At 62.3% G+C, this 18,713-nt stretch carries 11 protein-coding genes and 1 tRNA gene; 3 read left to right on the plus strand and 9 right to left on the minus strand.

The annotated features are described in order from the left end of the window. Positions 1-679 precede the first annotated feature (679 nt). Both CIT31_RS13895 and CIT31_RS13905 read right to left on the minus strand, forming a co-directional pair. Positions 680-756, minus strand: a tRNA-His gene (locus CIT31_RS13895). A 456-nt stretch (positions 757-1,212) separates the two neighbouring features. Next, a complete protein-coding gene (locus CIT31_RS13905) occupies positions 1,213-1,662 on the minus strand; it encodes a phasin (RefSeq protein ID WP_095519026.1) in 450 nt (149 codons plus the stop codon). Positions 1,663-1,913: 251 nt separating this feature from the next. On the opposite strand from CIT31_RS13905, the gene CIT31_RS13910 reads away from it, so the two are divergent. Beyond that, positions 1,914-5,627: a PAS domain S-box protein gene (locus tag CIT31_RS13910; RefSeq protein WP_095519027.1), complete on the plus strand. Its 3,714-nt coding sequence runs from the start codon at positions 1,914-1,916 to the stop codon at positions 5,625-5,627. Between the two features lie 365 nt (positions 5,628-5,992). On the opposite strand, the gene CIT31_RS13915 is transcribed toward CIT31_RS13910, so the two are convergent. Then, positions 5,993-7,963, minus strand: a complete 1,971-nt coding sequence (locus tag CIT31_RS13915) for an acetoacetate--CoA ligase (protein ID WP_095519028.1) — start codon at positions 7,961-7,963, stop codon at positions 5,993-5,995. A 295-nt stretch (positions 7,964-8,258) separates the two neighbouring features. Here CIT31_RS13915 and CIT31_RS13920 point away from each other — a divergent pair, with 295 nt between their 5' ends. Then, positions 8,259-10,109: an AsmA family protein gene (locus tag CIT31_RS13920; RefSeq protein ID WP_095519029.1), complete on the plus strand. Its 1,851-nt coding sequence runs from the start codon at positions 8,259-8,261 to the stop codon at positions 10,107-10,109. Positions 10,110-10,138: 29 nt separating this feature from the next. Here CIT31_RS13920 and CIT31_RS13925 read toward each other — a convergent pair whose 3' ends face one another. The 6 genes from CIT31_RS13925 to CIT31_RS13950 all read right to left on the minus strand — a co-directional run bounded on the left by CIT31_RS13925 (position 10,139) and on the right by CIT31_RS13950 (position 17,154). After that, the gene (locus CIT31_RS13925) at positions 10,139-10,957 is read right to left on the minus strand and encodes an ABC transporter permease (protein WP_095519030.1); all 819 of its coding nucleotides are present in this window, start codon (positions 10,955-10,957) and stop codon (positions 10,139-10,141) included. Continuing rightward, positions 10,954-11,928 carry an ABC transporter permease subunit gene (locus CIT31_RS13930; protein ID WP_095519031.1) on the minus strand — a complete coding sequence of 325 codons (975 nt, stop codon included), beginning with the start codon at positions 11,926-11,928 and terminating at the stop codon, positions 10,954-10,956. The genes CIT31_RS13925 and CIT31_RS13930 overlap by 4 nt, the downstream gene beginning before the upstream one ends. A gap of 8 nt (positions 11,929-11,936) precedes the next feature. Further along, positions 11,937-13,076 carry an ABC transporter ATP-binding protein gene (locus tag CIT31_RS13935; protein WP_095519032.1) on the minus strand — a complete coding sequence of 380 codons (1,140 nt, stop codon included), beginning with the start codon at positions 13,074-13,076 and terminating at the stop codon, positions 11,937-11,939. Between the two features lie 74 nt (positions 13,077-13,150). Beyond that, positions 13,151-14,248, minus strand: a complete 1,098-nt coding sequence (locus CIT31_RS13940) for a polyamine ABC transporter substrate-binding protein (RefSeq protein ID WP_029348419.1) — start codon at positions 14,246-14,248, stop codon at positions 13,151-13,153. Positions 14,249-14,604: 356 nt separating this feature from the next. After that, complete coding sequence (locus CIT31_RS13945) at positions 14,605-15,558, minus strand: DMT family transporter (protein WP_095519033.1); 954 nt, start codon at positions 15,556-15,558, stop codon at positions 14,605-14,607. Positions 15,559-15,699: 141 nt separating this feature from the next. Further along, positions 15,700-17,154 (minus strand): helix-turn-helix domain-containing protein, encoded by a 1,455-nt coding sequence (locus CIT31_RS13950; RefSeq protein WP_095519376.1) that lies wholly within the window; start codon positions 17,152-17,154, stop codon positions 15,700-15,702. A gap of 249 nt (positions 17,155-17,403) precedes the next feature. On the opposite strand from CIT31_RS13950, the gene aceA reads away from it, so the two are divergent. Then, positions 17,404-18,693 (plus strand): isocitrate lyase, encoded by a 1,290-nt coding sequence (aceA, locus tag CIT31_RS13955; RefSeq protein WP_095519034.1) that lies wholly within the window; start codon positions 17,404-17,406, stop codon positions 18,691-18,693. Positions 18,694-18,713 lie beyond the last annotated feature (20 nt).

The raw sequence follows: 18,713 nt of genomic DNA on the forward strand, positions 1-18,713 counted from the left end.
AACCGCGCGTTTTGGCTTTCGGGTCTGGCGCGCTTTCCGTCGGATTAGCGGCCAATTTGGCGGATCGCCGATCCGTTACCAACAGGGATTTCTTCTTTCTCGCCGGCAACTCATCGCGATCGCCTTCAGCGGTCGCTCGGCCATGCTTCGCTGCAATCGCATAGTCGGCTCTGTTCGTTCGATAGTCTTTTTTTGCACGGTTATCTCCCAATTTAGAAGATTAACGCGGCATAGCGCCAGGCAGTTCCGGAGGTTGCTAGTATGCGAGACAACGCGCTTTGCTCTGGTGGGGGGCGGCCCAGCGGCTTGGTTGCGTGGGGGGACTGGCAGCTAGAGGCCGCTGGGCCTGACCAGCGCGCGTTGGGGGGAGTGGTCGCCTGGCTAGCTAATACATGCGCTCAAGCTAATGAAATCGAAACATGCAAACGAAGTACGTGGCGGAGTACTTCGGCCGATGTCACAACGACGACGCGCTTTCCCCATCAAAGGCTTCAAGCAACAGCTCGAATCCCAGCGGTTCCCTCTTTGCCAGTCCCATGTTGCGTCCGTGTCGCATGGACCTGGCGGTAGTCGCCGGAAACCGTTGGAAACCAACGGCAGTTACAACATGACGCGACATGAAATCCTCAGACGCACACATTTGCGTTTGCATAAAGCTTTGAATTTACTTGGAAAATTCTGGTACCGTTGGCTGGGATCGAACCAGCGACCTCCGGATCCACAATCCGGCGCTCTAACCATCTGAGCTACAACGGCACGTTTGCCTGAGCGGGAGCGAGATGGAACGTTCATTCTCCCGACCCGCTCTGTCGTTCGGCGATGCGTCCATACGGGCTATCGGAGCTTAATTCAAGGCTTTTGGGCGCACATGACCCGAAAATCAGAATCGATTTTCGAAAGGAGGATGCGCAAAATCCAAGGTTCTACCAAGGTTCCTACAGCGTCCTTTGCGCGTCCGAGAGAACGGCGACGCTGTAGGCGAAGAGCGCTTTGGCATCGACCTCATATTTCGCCGGGCAAAGAAAAAGGCCGGCGGGAGGAGGTGCCGGCCTTTTCCTGTTACGAGCCAGCGGGAGGAGGTGCTGGCTGGTCACCCCGGAGAGCAGAGGGAGGAGGTTCCACCCGCCGGGTATTCGCTTGACCACTATATCTCACATAATCCTGTTCGAAGAAATGCGACCTTTTGTTGCATCTTCGAAATATGCGCAAATATTAGGCGGCCTTAATTTCGCTCATCGCCTTCTCGAAGGCGGACTTGATCGGCTTGGAGACGTCCTCGGCCGCCTTGGAGGCGACGGCCTGGAAATCCTTTGCGTGCTCGACGGTCATCTCGACGCGCTGGCGCAGGAATGCGGTCTGAAGCTCGACGACTTCCGACAGCGACTTGGCGCCGATCAGCGCTTCGAAATGCGAAAAGCCGGCTTCGGTATTGGCGCGCAGAGCGGCGATGGTCTTGAGCGACAGGTCGTTGGAAACGGTCTTGGCGGTCTCAAAGGTCGACTCCAGAGCCTTCTGGGTCTCTTCGGCGCCGGTCTTCAGCTTGGCATAGGCCTCTTTCGACTGCTCGACGCCCTTTTCGGCGAAAGCGCGGATCTGGTCGGTGGCCTTGGAAGCGTCGAAGCTCGGGAATTCGACGTTTTCAGCGGTCTTGGTCCTGGACATATTCCATCCTTTGCAGCGGCAGCGGCTTCGACAGAAAGCCGTCTCGTTCATGTATGATGGCAATATAAAGGCAAATTTTGTGCATTGCAATATCTTTGTTGCAGCGCACCATATAATTTCTCTCCCAGCGTTAACCACGAGCCCAGAGATTCCGGCGGTTGCACGCTATGGCTTGTGGACCTTCGCGCCGTCGGCTTTTATTAACAAAGCGTTAACCGCAAACTGCCGCTGTGTGAGGGCCCCCAAAGCGCATGCCGTCCGAAAACTACTCTTTCCTCGACGTCGCCGTGCTCGACGCGGTCCGCAATCGCTTTGCCGCCGGCGACGCGATCGCCCTTCTGTCGGCAGACCTCGAACAGGTGATCTGGGCAAACGGACCAGGGGCAGCGGTGTTCGGCTATCCCGACATCGAGGCCATCATCGGCGCCTCGACAGGCTTGCCGCTGATCGCCAGGCGCCAGATCATGGCAACAAGCGGTTTTCCACAGATCGGCCGCGACCGCGCCATCACGGTGCGGCTGGCAACCGGCCTGACCAGCCGCGCGGTTGGCTTTCTTGCCAGCGCGGTGACAATGCCTGACGGCGAGAACGCGATCATGCTGGCGGTGCCGGCGGCGCAGACCGGCTCGCGCAGCGCCGCCGAGATCGCCGCTCGGGCCATCAGCGGCTTTACCGAAGACGGTCATTACATCGCCTTCGTCGACGCCAGGGGCAACGTCGAGGCCGCTTCCGATGGTTTTTCGGAGCTCGGCATCTTGCCCGAAACGCTGGCAGCGCTTGTGGTCGATGTGGCGCACGAAAGCGACCGCATCGTCAAACGCCTCGTTCCAGGCGGCACCACTTCCTATCCGGCCGGCCTCGCCCGGCTGACGGACGAGCGGCACCTGCTGGTGGTGATCGACGAGGACCGGCTTGACTCCGAAGAAGCCTCTGCTGGCGAGCGCAGCGCGGGGATGGAAACCGCAACCGGTGCGGTGGCGGCCGATGCCGCAGTCCCGCCAAAAGCAGAGCAGGACAAAGCGCCCGCAACAGTCGCGAAGTTGGATGTGGCAGCGCAGACCGTCCCGGCAGCCGGCGGAGACGGTTCGGTGTCGGCGGAGCACGACGTTCCCGATTCGACCGGGCCAGATTCAACCGGACCTGATTCGACCAGACCTGATTCAACCGCGCCCGATTCGACCGAGCAGGGTCCGGAAGCGGCCGGCGGATCGCCTCCACAGCATGACCATTGGTATTTCAGCGCCAGCGAGGATGAGGCGCAAAAGCCGGGCCGACCGGATGCGTCCGGACATGTCGAGGCGGATGCTTCGGCCGAAAGTTCCGCACAGGATGCCATCGGGGCCGGCTACCCGACTGAGCGTGCCATCCCCTCGATCGACCGCGCGGCGCCGCCCCTGCGTTTCGTCTGGCGCACCGACGCCGAAGGCAGGTTCAGTGCGCTGTCGCCGGAATTCGCAGAACTCGTCGGCAAGCCTGCCGCCGATGTGATCGGCCGGCGTTTCAGGGACGTCGCGGCCACCTTCGACCTCGATGCGTCCGGCGAGATCGCCGGCCTGCTCGACCGTCGCGACACCTGGTCCGGCCGCTCGGTGCTGTGGCCGGTTGCCGGCACCGATTTCAAGATTCCCGTCGACCTGGCGGCGCTGCCCGTCTACGGCCGAAGCCGTGCCTTCGAAGGTTTTCGCGGCTTCGGCGTTGCCCGCACCGGCGATACAGTGGTTGATCCGGAAGCGATCGGTATGGCGCTTGTCCCTAATGCCGGGGCTCCCGCAGCCTTCCAGCCGGAAGTCGCCGAAACGCCTGACGAAACCGACCCGTTCCAGGGCGAGGTGCCGGCGCTGACCATCGTGCCGAAGCCGGAGCGGCGCTTTGCCGACAAGGTGATCCGGTTGGCGGAGCACAGGCAGCCGGCCAACGACAAAGGCCTGTCGACGCTGGAACGCAGTGCATTCCGTGAAATCGGCGAGCGGCTCAAGAAGGACAATCCCCCAACCGAACAGCCCGATGCTGCAATGTCGGCAGAACCGGCTGCGGCGGAACCGTCCGAAACCGATGTCGAAGACGAGAAGGATGTCGCGAGGCTCGACGCCGAGCAGCGGGAAGCAACCGTGTCCGGCATCTCAGGCTCGCTGCTCGACTACGCCGACCGGGACTATGTCGCCGACAATAGCGACGGCGCCCCGGTTTCGGAGCCGGACAAGGCGACGCAAGAGGTAGTCGAACCCACCGACACGGGCAGTCGATCGACCGCCGCCGAAGACGACGACAGCATGACGGACGCCGATTTCCGTGATGCAGAAGACAGCGAGGATTGGGCGCCGTCCGGTGACGACGAAACCCGTTCGTCAACCGATCACATCGGCGATGTCGGCGACGTGGAGGCGGCGCCGATTGAGCGGCCGCGCCTGCAGGTGCCGCCGCTCAAGCTCGAAGGGTTCGTGCCATCGGCTTTTTCGACCGCAGATGGCAGCAAGGCTCCGGACACTTCGATCCTCGGCAAACTGCCGGTGCCGCTGCTCATCCATTCCGGCGACGATCTCCACTATGCGAATGAGGAATTCCTCAGCCTGACCGGCTATGACACGCTCGACGATCTGGAGGATGCCGGTGGCCTCGGCGCGCTGTTTGCCGATCCTTACGACGACAGCGCCTCCGACGGAACCGATCACGCGCTCCGGTTGAAGACGCATGACGGTCAGGAGTTCCCGATCGAGGCCATTCTGCGTTCGGTTCCGTGGCGTGGCGGCAAGGCGCTGATGCTGGTCGTGCGCCGTTCCGGCGACGACGAGGCAGCAGCCATTCTGCATAGTACCGCCGACGACCAGACGCAGCCGGACACTTCCGAGCTCAAGGCACGCATCGCCGAGATGCGCACCATCATCGACACCGCGACCGACGGCGTCGTGCTGATCAGCCGAGACGGAACGATCCGCTCGATCAGCCGCCCGGCCGAAGCGCTTTTCGGTTTCGACAGCGACGAGGTGAGCGGCAAGCCCTTCGTCTCGCTGTTCGCGATCGAAAGCCAGCGCGCCGCGCGAGACTATCTCGACGGATTGTCCGAGCCCGGCGTGGCGAGCGTGCTCAACGACGGCCGCGAGGTGATTGGACGCGAGGCGCAGGGGCGCTTCATTCCGCTGTTCATGACCATCGGCAGCCTGCCCAACGATAGCGGCTTCTGCGCGGTGGTGCGCGACATCACCCAATGGAAGCGGGCCGAAGAGGATCTGACCCAGGCACGCGCCGTGGCCGAGCGCGCCTCCTCGCAAAAGACCGACTTCCTCGCCCGCATCAGCCACGAGATCCGCACGCCGCTCAATGCTATCATCGGGTTTTCCGAGCTGATGGTCGACGAGAAATTCGGGCCGGTCGCCAATGACCGTTACCGCGACTATCTACGCGACATTAACCGGTCGGGTAATCATGTGCTCGACCTGGTCAACGATCTGCTCGACATTTCGAAAATCGAGGCCGGCCAGCAGGAGATGGCATATGAGGCGGTGTCGCTTAACGACACGCTGTCCGAGACGGTGGCGATGATGCAGCCGCAAGCCAACCGCGAACGTGTCATCATCCGCTCCAGCTTCGCCTCTCGGCTGCCGGAAGTGGTGGCCGATCTGCGCAGCGTGCGCCAGATCGCACTGAACATCCTGTCGAATGCCATTCGCTACACGCAGGCCGGCGGCCAGGTCATCGTATCGACAGCTTACGAGATCTCCGGCGACGTGGTCATGCGCGTGCGCGACACCGGTATCGGCATGAGCCAGTCCGAGATCGAGCAGGCGCTCAAGCCGTTCAAGCAGATCAACGCGCTGAAGCGCGGGCGCGGCGACGGTACCGGTCTCGGGCTGCCGCTGACCAAGGCCATGGTCGAGGCGAACCGGGCCCGGTTCACCATCAACTCGACGCCCGGAGAGGGCACCCTGGTCGAAGTCGCTTTCCCGTCGACCCGCGTGCTCGCGGATTAGAGCGGCGGACTTTCAGTCGTCCGTGTCGCCGCTCTATCATTTTGTTTGAGCATCGGATTTTCCCAAAACCGGTCCCCACTTTTGGGTCCGATGCTCCAAAAGAAAAGGCGTCCACAGGACGCCTTGAATGATTGGATGCTGTTACACGGGGGCTTGAGCGAATTCAGATCCTCTGGAGAGGAACGGGATTTCTCCCTCAAGTTACGCACGACTATCGATGCCGGCCCTTAACAAAACCTTACCGGCGCCGCGAAAAATTTACCAATGTGTACCACTCATGAATTCTAGGTAAATTCAAGCGAGATATTTCGTTAACCATGCTCGGCCGGGCCTATTAAGTCGCATGGCACCGCCGGCCTGTTTGCTCAGTCGGCCAGTTCCGGCAGGTCGCGGAACAGCTCGAGCGCTTCGGGATTGGCCAGCGCCTCCTTGTTCTTGACGGCGCGGCCATGCACCACGTCGCGCACCGCAAGCTCGGTGATCTTGCCCGATTTGGTGCGTGGAATGTCGGCGACCGCGACGATTTTAGCCGGCACGTGGCGGGGGCTCGCGCCGCTGCGGATTTTCGCGCGGATGCGTTTCTCCAGCTCCGCGTCGAGTTGCATCCCCTCAGCCAGCCGCACGAACAGCACAACCCGCACGTCGTTGTCGAAATCCTGGCCGATGCACAGTGCTTCCAAGATTTCCGGCATCTGCTCGACCTGGTTGTAGATCTCCGCCGTGCCGATCCGCACCCCGCCCGGGTTGAGCGTCGCGTCGGAGCGGCCATGGATGATCAGGCCGCCATGAGCGGTCCATTCGGCGAAGTCCCCGTGGCACCAGACATTGTCGAAGCGCTCGAAATAGGCTGCGTGGTATTTCTTGCCTTCGGGATCGTTCCAGAAGCCGATCGGCATCGCCGGAAACGCCTTGGTGCAGACGAGCTCACCCTTTTCCTGCCTGAGCGTGTGGCCGTCGTCGTCCCAGACATCGACGGCGAGGCCGAGGCCAGGCCCCTGTATCTCTCCGGTCCATACCGGTTCGGTCGGTACGCCGAGCACGAAGCAGGAGACGATATCGGTGCCGCCGGAAATCGAGGCGAGATGCACGTCCTTCTTGATGCCGTCATAGACGAAGCGGAAGTCCTCGGGCGACAGTGGCGAGCCGGTGGAGGAGATCGTGCGCACGCTCGAAAGATCATGCGTTTTGATCGGTCTGAGGCCGGCCTTGCGCACGGAATCGATGAATTTGGCCGAGGTGCCGAAATAGGTCATCTTCTCGGCGTCGGCGAAGTCGAACAGCACGTTGCCGTCGGGAAAGAAGGGCGACCCGTCATAAAGCAGAAGGGTTGCGCCCGACGCCAGGCCGGACACCAGCCAGTTCCACATCATCCAGCCGCAAGTGGTGAAATAAAAGAAGCGGTCGCCGTCGAGCAGGCCGGCGTGGAGCCGTTCTTCCTTGACATGCTGGATCAGCGTTCCGCCGGCCGAATGGACGATGCATTTGGGAATGCCGGTCGTTCCGGAAGAAAACAGGATGTAGAGCGGATGCGCGAACGGTAACCGTGCGAAGGTGACGGGCTTGGTGGCAAAGGATGAGAGCGCCTCGTCCAGCGCAGTCGCCTTCTCGATGGTCGCCGCCACATCGGTCGACGTGCCGAGATAGTCGACGATCAGGATCTTGCGGACGGTGACGAGCTTTGCCGCAACGGCCGCGATCTTGTCGGCGACCTCGATCGCCTTGCCATTGTACCAGTAACCGTCGGGCACGATGAAGACGACAGGCTCGATCTGCCCGAACCGGTCCAGCACGCCCTGTTCGCCGAAATCGGGAGAGCAGGACGACCAGACGGCGCCGATCGAGGCTGTCGCCAGCATTGCCGCGACGGTCTCCGGCATGTTGGGCATCATGGCGGCGATACGGTCGCCCTTTTTCACCCCAAGCGACAGGAAAAGCTGCTGCAGCCGCGAGGTCAGCGCATGCAGCTCATTCCAGGAAAGCCGGCGCTCGACCTTGTCCTCGCCGCGAAAAACGATGGCGTCACCGAGTCCGGTTTTCTTCAACAGATTCTCGGCGAAGTTCAGCTTCGCGTCGGGAAAAAACGCGGCGCCGGGCATTTTCTCGCCATCGACAAGCACGCGTTCGCCGCCACCGGCGCCCTTGTCGCCCACGATCCCGCAAAAGTTCCAGACCAGGCTCCAGAATGCCTCGCGATCGTCGATCGACCAACGGTGTAGTTCGGCATAGGAGGAAAAAAACCTGCCGGTTGCGGCCGCGGCGGCCTGCATGAAGGCAGTCATCGGCGCCGCGTCGACCTGGTCTTTCGTCGGTGCCCAGAGCGGTGCGTCGCCAGCCATGATCGTTCCTCCTTAAAACACGTCACGTTTGAAGAGTTCACGCGACGCGCTTTAGACTTTTGTTTTATGTATGTCGTTATCCCAAAAGGTTGCGCATTTTGGCGACAGGCATTGGGATCGCTTATGCATATCGCGTCGCAGCAGAGCAAGATTTTGTTCGGCCGCGCGACGCGGATGTGCGCAAATGCCATCGCCGGGCCATAAAGACTTGAAATGCGTCAGCCCTAAGTCGTAGTGACGACTGGGATTACACCTGTCGGGCGATTTTTGGTCGGAACGGAAGCATACGGGCGACATGTCATCACCTTTGATCCGGCGCGGAATATGGGCGATCGGCGTTGCCGTGCTCGTCATCGCGCTGGCCGTTGCCGCCCTGCCGCTCGTCGCCTCGACCCGCATCGTGCGCGACCGCATCGCCTGGGAAATGAGTGCATGGAGCGGTTTCAGGGTCACCATCGACGGCGCCCCGCGGATCGAGGTCTGGCCGAATTTCCGGGCCATCCTGACCGACGTGACGCTTTCGCAATGGACAGAAACCGACGCCCCGCCGGTGATCGAGGCCGAACGGGTCGAGGTCAATCTCTCCGCCATGGCGGCGCTGCGCGGCGATGTGGTGTTCTCGACGGCGCGGCTGATCCGGCCGACGATCAGGGTTCAACGCGCAGCACATGGGCTTTTCCTGCCCGCCTTGCCTTCAGGCGGACGCATCACCCGTTCCATCGACATCGCCCGCGCCGTGGTCAGCGCCAATCCAGCCAAGCCGGACCTGAGCAAGCTGCCGGCTGATCCGTTCGGCACCGTAGAGTTCAGGAACGGCCGCGTGGTGACCTCCGTCGATGGTAAGGACGCTGAGATACTGAGCAGCCTGAGCGGACAGGCGAACTGGGCCGCCATGAACAGCAATGCGACGCTGTCGGCGACCGGGATCTGGCGTGGCGAAAGCGTCGCCGTGGATGCCGCATCGTCGAACCCGCTGGTGCTGTTTGGGGGCGGTGCGGCGCCGATGACGCTTTCCTTCAAGGCGGCCCCTGCCAGTTTTTCCTTCGACGGCGTGGCCAGCATGTCCGAGAATGCCTATTTCGATGGCCAGGCGAAATTTGCCGCACCCTCGCTCAGGCGCGTGCTCGAATGGTCGCGGGCCGGCATCGCGCCGGGCGCGGCAATCGGCTCGGTTTCCGTTTCCAGCAAGGTCACGGCGACCTCAGGCCGCATTAAATTCGAAAACACCGAGATCGCTCTGGACGACAATCCGGGAATGGGTGCGCTGGACTTCTCCTTTGGCGAGGCGCGGCCGGTGATCGCCGGTACGCTCGCCTTCGAGACGCTCGACTTGCGGTCGTTTCTCTCCGCCTTCACCCCCCTGGCGCCTGCGGACGGCGCTGGTCCAGGCGAAATCGACATAAGCGTCGCCGACCGGATCGATCTCGATCTCAGACTGTCGGCAGCGCAGGCCACTGCAGGCGCCATCCAGCTTGCCGACGTCGCCGCCGCCGCCCAGGTCAAGAACGGTCTTGCCGTCTTCGATATTTCCGATGCATCGGCCTTTGGCGGCAACATCCAGAGCAGTCTTCGTTTCGACCGCAAGCCGGGAGGCACGCAGGTAGAGATCAGGCTGCTCGCCTCCGACATCGATGGTGGGGCTTTTGGCACCGCAGCCGGAATGACGCGACTGGTGCCGATCGGCACGGGAACCGTTTCGGTCATCCTCAAGGGGCCGGGCAGAACCTGGGATTCCATTTTCGAGAACGCCGACGGCTCGGTTTCGGCGAAATTCGGCCAGGGCGCGTTGAGCCGGTTCAATTTGCCGGCGTTTCTCAAACACAACGAACAGGGCGGGTTCTTCGCGCTCGACGATGTCTCCGACGGAACGCTGCCGATCGACGGGGCCGAACTCAAGGCGACCATTTCGAACGGTGTGGCGAAGATCGACAAGGCCGAAGCGAATTCGGCGAAGTACAAGATCTGGCTTTCCGGCATCGCCTCCTATGCCGGGCGCGGGCTGGCGCTATCCGGCGGCATCATTCAGGCGGACCAGCCAGCCACGCAGACAGATAACCAGGGTCCCAACCAGTCTTCGTTCTTCGTCGGCGGAACGTGGAGCACGCCGTTCATTTCGCCGATAAGCCGCGGGGTTTCTGGAGAGTAGGCAACGAGCGTATTGCCGCCCCCCTTTCGTCACCCACGCTGTGCGGCCTGTTCATCGCGCTGGCGCTGCACCTCGCGACGCTTGTTGGCGAGCGAAGCGATGATGACGCCGACCGTCACGACCGCGATCAGGATGGTGCAGGCGGCGTTGATCTCCGGCGTCACACCGAGACGAACCTGGCTGTAGATCTTCATCGGCAGCGTGGTGGCGCCGGGCCCTGAGGTGAAGCTGGCGATGACCAGATCGTCGAGCGACAATGTGAACGCCAGCATCCAGCCAGACACGATCGCCGGCATGATGACCGGCAGCGTGATCTGGAAGAAGGTCTTCACCGGCGGCGCGCCGAGATCCATCGCGGCCTCTTCCAGCGAGCGGTCGAACGTGATCAGGCGCGACTGCACGACGACCGCGACGAAGCACATGGTCAGGGTGATGTGGGCAAGCGTGACGGTGAGAAAGCCGCGGTCGAGACCGACGGCGACGAAGAGCAGCAGCAGCGACAGGCCGGTGATGACTTCCGGCATGACCAACGGCGCAAAGACCATGCCGGAAAACAGCATCCGGCCCTTGAAGCGCGTGTAGCGCGTCAGGGTGAGAGCCGCCAGCGTGCCGAGCACGGTCGCCACGGTGGCCGAGATGACGGCGACGCGAGCCGTTACCCAGGTGGCGTCCATGAGGCCCTGGTTGTGGAACAGCGAGACGTACCATTTGGTCGAGAAGCCGCCCCAGACGGTGACCAATTTCGACTCGTTGAAGGAGAAGACGACGAGCAGGACAATCGGCAGGTAAAGAAAGGCAAAGCCCAGCACGATCGAAGTGATGTTGAAGCGGCTCCAGGTCGGGTTCATTTGTCCTGCTCCTGGGCGCGGGCCTGGGCCCGCTGGAAGAGCATGATCGGCACGATCAGCAGCAACAGCAGGATGACGGCGACGGCCGACGACACCGGCCAGTCGCGATTGGCGAAGAACTCGTTCCACAGCGTCTTGCCGATCATCAGGGTCTGCGATCCGCCGAGCAGGTCGGGAATGACGAACTCGCCAACGGCGGGAATAAACACCAGAAGGCAACCGGCGATGACGCCGGGCAGCGACAGCGGAAAGGTGATCTTCCAGAAGGCGCTGGTCGGCGGGCAACCGAGGTCCTTGGCCGCCTCGATCAGTGAATAGTCCATTTTCTCGAGGGCGGAATAAAGCGGCAGCACCATGAACGGCAGATAGGAATAGACGATGCCGATGAAGATTGCCGTGTAGGTGTTGAGGATGATCAGCGGCTGGCTGATGACGCCGGTGGCGAGCAGCAGCTGGTTGAGCAGCCCCTCGGGCTTGAGGATGCCGATCCAGGCGTAGACGCGGATCAGGAACGAGGTCCAGAACGGCAGGATCACCAGCATCAGCAAAGTCGGGCGCAGCATCGCCGGCGCACGGGCCATGCCATAGGCGATCGGGTAGCCGACAAGCAATGTCAGCACCGTTGAAATGGCGGCGACGACGACGCTCGTCACATAGGCGTTGATGTAGAGCGCGTCCTGCGTCAGCCATGTGTAGTTATCGATGCTGAGCTGTTTCAGCTGAGCGAAAAAACCGGAAAGCCCATCGCCGAAGCCAAGTACCGGCGCGTAGGGCGGTATGGCGATCGCCGTCTGCGACAGCGAAATCTTGAAGACGATGACGAACGGAATCAGGAAGAAGAAGACCAGCCACAGATAAGGGATGATGATGACAAGGCGGCCAACGACGGCCTCTCCCAGTCTGGCCAGGGCGGATTTGCCCGCATCGGCGGCCCGAGAGCTCGTTGCAGCGGTGACAGCGGCATTCGACATGACCGCCCCTATCGCGTCAGCACGACGCCGGCGTCCGGCCTGAACGACACCCAGGCACGGTCGTTCCAACTCAGCGGATCCTCGGCGAGGCGGGCCGCGTTCATCGTGCTCGCCCGTACCACGTGGCCGTCGTCAAGCCTGACGTGATAGACGGTCATGTCGCCGAGGTAGGCGATATCGTAAACCTCGCCCTCGATGGCGTTAACGGCACCGGCCGGTCTCGTCGACGATATCTTGATCTTCTCCGGCCTGATCGCGAAGGCGACGGCCGCGCCGGTGGCCGCATCGCCGGCATTCTCCGTCCGAATGGTGATGCCGTTGCCCGCATCGATGCTTGCGCTGCCTGCCTCGCCATGCGCAATCTTGCCTTCGAACATGTTGACGTTGCCAACAAAGCCGGCGACGAAGCGGGAACCCGGCGCCTCGTAGACTTCGGCCGGCGTCGCCACCTGCATCACCTCGCCCTTGTCGATGATGGCGATACGGTCGGCCATGGTCATCGCCTCTTCCTGGTCATGGGTGACGACGACGAAGGTGAGGCCGAGTGACTGCTGCAGATCCATCAGCTCGAATTGCGTTTCCTCGCGCAGCTTCTTGTCCAGCGCGCCCAACGGCTCGTCGAGCAGCAGGACCTTCGGCCGCTTGGCGACCGAGCGGGCAAGCGCCACCCGCTGGCGCTGGCCGCCGGACAGTTGGTGCGGCTTGCGCTTGGCGAACTGCTCGAGCTTGACCAGCTTCAGCATCTCTCCAACGCGCGCCGCGATCTCGGGCTTCGGCATGCCGTCCTGCTTAAGGCCGAAAGCGATGTTGTTCTCGACCGTCATATGCGGGAACAGCGCATAGGACTGGAACATCATGTTGACCGGCCGCCGGTATGGCGGGATGCCGCGCAAATCCTGGCCATCGAGCAGGATGCGGCCGGCGGTCGGCTCCTCGAAGCCGGCGAGCATCCGCAAAAGCGTCGATTTTCCACATCCCGACGCCCCGAGCAGGGCAAAAAACTCGCGCTCGAATATGGTCAGCGACAGATTGTTGACGGCGGTGAAGTCACCGAATTTCTTGGTGACCTTGTCGAACTGGATGTATGGCTTGGCGTTCGGATCGTTCCACGGCGCGAAATCCCTGCGGATGCTGCCAAGCGATTTCATATCCCACTCCGTCCTGCGTTCTGTCCCCAGAAGACTTGACCCCGGCAGCACCTGCCGGGGTCGTTGATTGTCGCCTACTGCCCGGTGACGATCTTGGTCCAGGTGCGGGTGACGACGCGCTGGGTCTTGGAATCGTAGGGGGCGATGGTGAACAGCTTCGCCAGCGTCGCCTCGTCCGGATAGATCGCCGGATCCTCGAGTATCTCCTTGTCGATGAACTGCTGCGATGCCTTGTTGCCGTTGGCGTAGAAGACGTAGTTGCTCGACTTGGCGATCACTTCCGGCTTCATCATGTAATTCAGGAATTCATGCGCCTCGGCGACATGCGGCGCGTCGGCCGGGATCGCCATCTGGTCGAACCACATTTCGGCACCTTCCTTCGGCACGGAATAGCTGATCTCGACGCCACGGTTGGCCTCCGTCGCACGGTCGCGCGCCTGGAACACGTCGCCCGACCAGCCGACGGCCAGGCAGATGTCGCCATTGGCCAGTGCGTTGATATATTCCGACGAGTGGAACTTGCGGATGTAAGGCCTGATCTTCAGCATCAGTTCTTCCGCCTTGGCGAAATCGTCCGGCGACGTGGTCTCGGGATCGATGCCCAGATATTTGAAGGCGTTCGGGAGGATGTCGCTCGGGGAATCGAGGACATAGACGCCGCAATCCTTCAGCTTGGCCAGCTTTTCCGGGTTGAAGAATACGTCCCAGCTATCGATCTTGTCGGTGCCGAGGGCTTCCTGCACTTTCTTGACGTTATAGCCGAGGCCGACCGTTCCCCACATGTAGTTGATCGAATATTCGTTGCCGGGATCGTACTTGGCTGTGCGCTCCGAAACGATGTCCCACATGTTGGAAATGTTGGGCAGCTTCGACTTGTCGAGCTTCTGGAACACACCTGCCTGGATCTGGCGTGCGAGGAAATTGGCGGTCGGCACGACGACATCGTAGCCGCTGCCGCCGGCAAGCAGTTTCGTCTCCAGGAGTTCGTTGGAATCGAAGGTGTCATAGGTGACCTTGATGCCCGTTTCCTTGGTGAAATCCTCGATGATCGAGCTGTCGATGTAATCCGACCAATTATAGACATTGACGACGCGGTCCTGGGCATGAGCGCCGAGGGTGAAAAGCGTCAGAAATGCCGAGGTCGCCGAAAGCCAGAATGCTTTGCGGGTCATGCGTCTCTCCTTTGATGAGTGTTCCATCGCCAACTCGTCGCGGGGCTGCGCGGCTGGGCGTTTGCTTCAGATTATTGGGCTTTCCGACAAGCGACAAGCGCGAACCGCCAACCCCCTCGTGGTTCGATGCGCAGCGGCCAAGCCCCCCTTCCTATGTCGTGATCCAGGTGGCATTCCGGCGCCGTCAAAGGCTCTCGCCACGGCGCGGGCAGGGATACGACGATGTTGTCCGGTCTCGGTCGGGCCGGAGGGGAGACTTGGCAAGATGAGCCTGTCTTGTTGTTGCCGTATTGGCAGCCTGCCCGCGCGGCTGCGCCATTGTCAATGGCTCATCTCGCTTTGGCGCGTGCGCTGCATCAATTAGGCGACGGCATGCCGGTGACACCCGGCCGCACGGGCCGCGCCTGACGCTTGAATTCGAGCCCGATATGGACGAGCAGCGCCGTGACCACGACCGTGCCGCCAAGGATGGTGCGTCCCGACGGCACCTCGGAATGGATGAGCCAGACCCAGATCGGGCCGAGGATCGGCTCGAAAGTGCCAAGCAGTGCTGCGACCGCCGCCGGAACAAGCCGGGCGCCGGTGGCGAAGAAGGCAAGGCCGAGACCTAGATTGACCACACCAAATGCAAAGAGGAAGCCCATGTCGCTGCTGGATACGCCGAATTGCGACGCCTGGGACGCCGCGAATGCGGCGGCAAGCATCGTGCCGAGGCAGGTCGCCGGCGTCATGCGCACATGGGCAAAGCGCCGCGTGATGACGGTGGCGATCGAAAACATCACAGCGATGAGCAGCGCCAAGCCGTCGCCGATGGGCGACACGGCGCCATCGAGCGATTCCGATACCATGATGGCAACGCCGGCAATCACGGCTGCAATCGCCACCCAGGTGGCCAAGGCCACCCGTTCGCGAAACAGCACCCAGGCAAACAGCGCCGCCAGGAGCGGCACCCCGGCCTGCATCAGAAGGATGTTAGCGACGGTGGTGTAGGCCAGCGCCACGACGAAAGAGGTCGATGCAGTGGCGAAGCAGAACGCCACGGCAAGGCCGGGCAGGCCCATGCCGCGGAACAACCTTATCGTGCCGTGCCAGCCGTCGCGCCAGACCATGAAGCAGATCAGGAAGGCGGCGGCCCAGACCGAGCGCCAGAACACCACCGTCCAGCTGTCGCCGGCGTCGATGAAGCGGGCGATGGCGCCGCCGAAACTCCACATCAGCGCCGACAGGAATATCAGCAGGAAGCCGACACGCTCCTCACGCAGCGAGACAGCAGGCGAAACGGCTGTCGGTGATGATGATGTATCGGTCATGGGTGCGACTGTCGGCGATTTCGGGGCAGCACGATACACTGCGGACGACAGAAACGTGCCTTATTCGCCTAGCGCAAAGACGATGGCCGGGCGTGATCCAAGAAACGGCGACAGTTGTGGCAAAGACGGCAGGTCACGGTCTCACTGAAAATCGAACGCGCTCAACCCGGTCACCATTTCGTCGAGGCCGAGCGGGCGCGTCACCGGCGGCTCGGCGCGGGCGAGGCAGCCGATGCGTTCGCACAGCCGGCAGGCCGGGCCTATCGGCGTGGCCGGATTGATGCCCTGTCCGGCTTTTCCGGTCGCTGCGGCAGCCAGCCCCGGCAGTGCCGCGCCGTAGACGATCTCGTCACGAAAGCCGATGTCGCAGCCCAGCAGAATTGCGGTACGGCGCGGGCGCTCCGAAAACGAGCCTTGCGGCCCTTCGAGCGTGCGGGCAACGCAGAGGAACTCGGCGCCGTCGGGCATTTCCACCGCCTCGACGAAGATCTGGCCGGGCTGGGTAAAGGCGGCATGCACGGGAAGCTTCGGACAGCCGCCGCCGAAGCGGCTTTGCGGAAAACCCTGGCTGCCCGCCTTGCGGAAGCGGTTGCCGGCATTGTCGACCTCAAGCATGAAGAACGGCACGCCCGGGATGCCCGGCCGCTGCAGCATGGTCAGGCGGTTCGCCGCCTGCTCGAAGGAGACGCCGAAACGCGAGCGCAGCACGTCGATGTCGTAACGGGCCCGTATCGCGGCCGCGTGAAAAGATTGATAGGGCATCATCAGCGCATGGGCGGCGTAGCGGCCAAGCTCGAAGCGGGCGAGCCGGCGGGCCTCATCCGTGGTCAGCTTCAGCGCCTGGATCTCGCCTGCCACCGCCACCGTCATGCGGATTAGGCAGGCCTCCATCGCCACCTCGCGCAACTGGTCGAACGGCGACAGGCGCTCGGACAGAAACAGACGTTGCGAGTGGCGGTCGTAGCGGCGGCGCCAGTTCGGCATGGTGGCGACCGGCAGCACCTTGACGACGATGCCGTATTCGCGCTTCAGCCAGGTCTTCAGCGCACCGAGCAGATCGTCGCCGGGATCGAGCACCGACGTGAATGCCTCGGCCTCCTCTTCGAGCGCGGCAAAGTGGTTCGGCCGGCGCTCGAAAATCTCGTGCACCTCGTCGATCGGCAAGCGGGCGCCGGAGAGTGCCGTCGCTTTGCCCTCACGCGCGAGAAGCTCGTTGAGGTCGGAAAGGCGCTCGGCCTGCTCGCGATAGGCGCGAAACAGTTTTATCACCGCGGCGGAAGCGTTGGGCGCCGCCTCGGCAAGCTCGATCAGCTCCTGGTCACCAGGCAATTCGCCGACCAGCAGCGGATCTGAAAACACTTCCTTCAAGGCGCCGACCGACCCCCTCGCCTCGCCCTGCAATTCATGCGGGTCGACCTTGTAGACAGATGCCAGCTTCAGGATCAGCTGGACCGTCAGCGGCCGCTGGTTTCGCTCGATGAGATTGAGGTAGGACGGCGAGATGCCGAGCCCTTCGGCCATCGCAGTCTGGGTCAGGCCCTTGGCGCTGCGGATGCGGCGAATGCGCGGCCCGGCGAAGATCTTCTGGTCGGCCACTCGACTGTCCTTGACAGAAAATTTACATGACTTCTGCATGGCGATGGCCATGTCGGCGTTTTACAATCGCGACAAAATTACAGCGCCTAGCTGTCAAACACAACACAGGTTTTCACTTATTTTCCCGGCAATCTTCTGGTTTTCCTCGCCTGTTTCGCGCCGAAATGTAAATGCTGTCACACCAAAACGGCGCGGAACTCTCCATGAGGCCGCGTTTCCATCTCACCAGCGATTTATCCGGAGTGACCAATGACCGATTTTTACAACCTCGTCCCCTCGGCGCCGGAAGGCCGCTTCGACGGCGTCGAGCGGCCCTATTCGCCGGACGACGTGAAGCGGCTGCGCGGTTCGGTCCAGATCCGGCAGAGCCTCGCCGAAATGGGCGCCAACCGGCTCTGGCAGCTCATCCACGAGGAGGACTTCGTCAACGCGCTCGGCGCCATGTCGGGCAACCAGGCGATGCAGCAGGTCCGGGCCGGGCTGAAGGCGATCTACCTGTCTGGATGGCAGGTCGCCGCCGACGCCAACACCGCATCCGCCATGTATCCGGACCAGTCGCTTTATCCCGCCAATGCGGCGCCCGAACTGGTCAAGCGCATCAACCGTACCCTGCAGCGCGCCGACCAGATCGAGACCTCCGAAGGCAAGGGGCTTTCGGTCGACACCTGGTTCGCGCCTGTAGTCGCCGATGCGGAAGCCGGCTTCGGCGGACCGCTCAATGCCTTCGAGATCATGAAGGCCTTCATCGAGGCGGGTGCCGCCGGCGTCCACTACGAGGACCAGCTGGCGTCGGAGAAGAAATGCGGCCATCTCGGCGGCAAGGTGCTGATCCCGACCGCCGCACACATCCGCAACCTCAACGCCGCGCGACTTGCTGCCGACGTCATGGGCACGCCGACGCTGGTCGTCGCGCGCACCGACGCGGAAGCGGCAAAGCTGCTCACCTCCGACATCGACGAGCGCGACCAGCCCTTCGTCGACTATGGCGCCGGCCGCACGGTGGAGGGCTTCTATCACGTCAGGAACGGCATCGAGCCGTGCATCGCGCGGGCCATCGCCTACGCGCCTTACGCCGACCTGATCTGGTGCGAAACCTCCAAACCCGATCTGGCGCAGGCCAAAAAATTCGCCGAGGGCGTGCACAGGCACCATCCCGGCAAGCTTCTCGCCTATAATTGCTCGCCGTCGTTTAACTGGAAGAAAAACCTCGACGACGCCACGATTGCCAGGTTTCAGCGGGAACTCGGCGCCATGGGCTACAAGTTCCAGTTCATCACGCTAGCCGGTTTTCACCAGCTCAATTTCGGCATGTTCGAACTCGCCCGCGGCTACAAGGCGCGGCAGATGGCGGCCTATTCCGAGTTGCAGGAAGCGGAGTTCGCGGCGGAAGCCCACGGCTACACCGCGACCAAGCACCAGCGCGAAGTCGGCACCGGCTATTTCGACGCCGTGTCGATGGCGATCACCGGTGGCCGGTCTTCGACTACGGCCATGCATGAATCGACCGAGCACGCCCAGTTCAAACCGGCCGCAGAATAGCAGGAACGCAACAGACAGAG

The sequence above is a fragment of the Mesorhizobium wenxiniae genome (assembly GCF_002284535.1).
Taxonomy (GTDB): Bacteria; Pseudomonadota; Alphaproteobacteria; order Rhizobiales; family Rhizobiaceae; genus Mesorhizobium; species Mesorhizobium wenxiniae.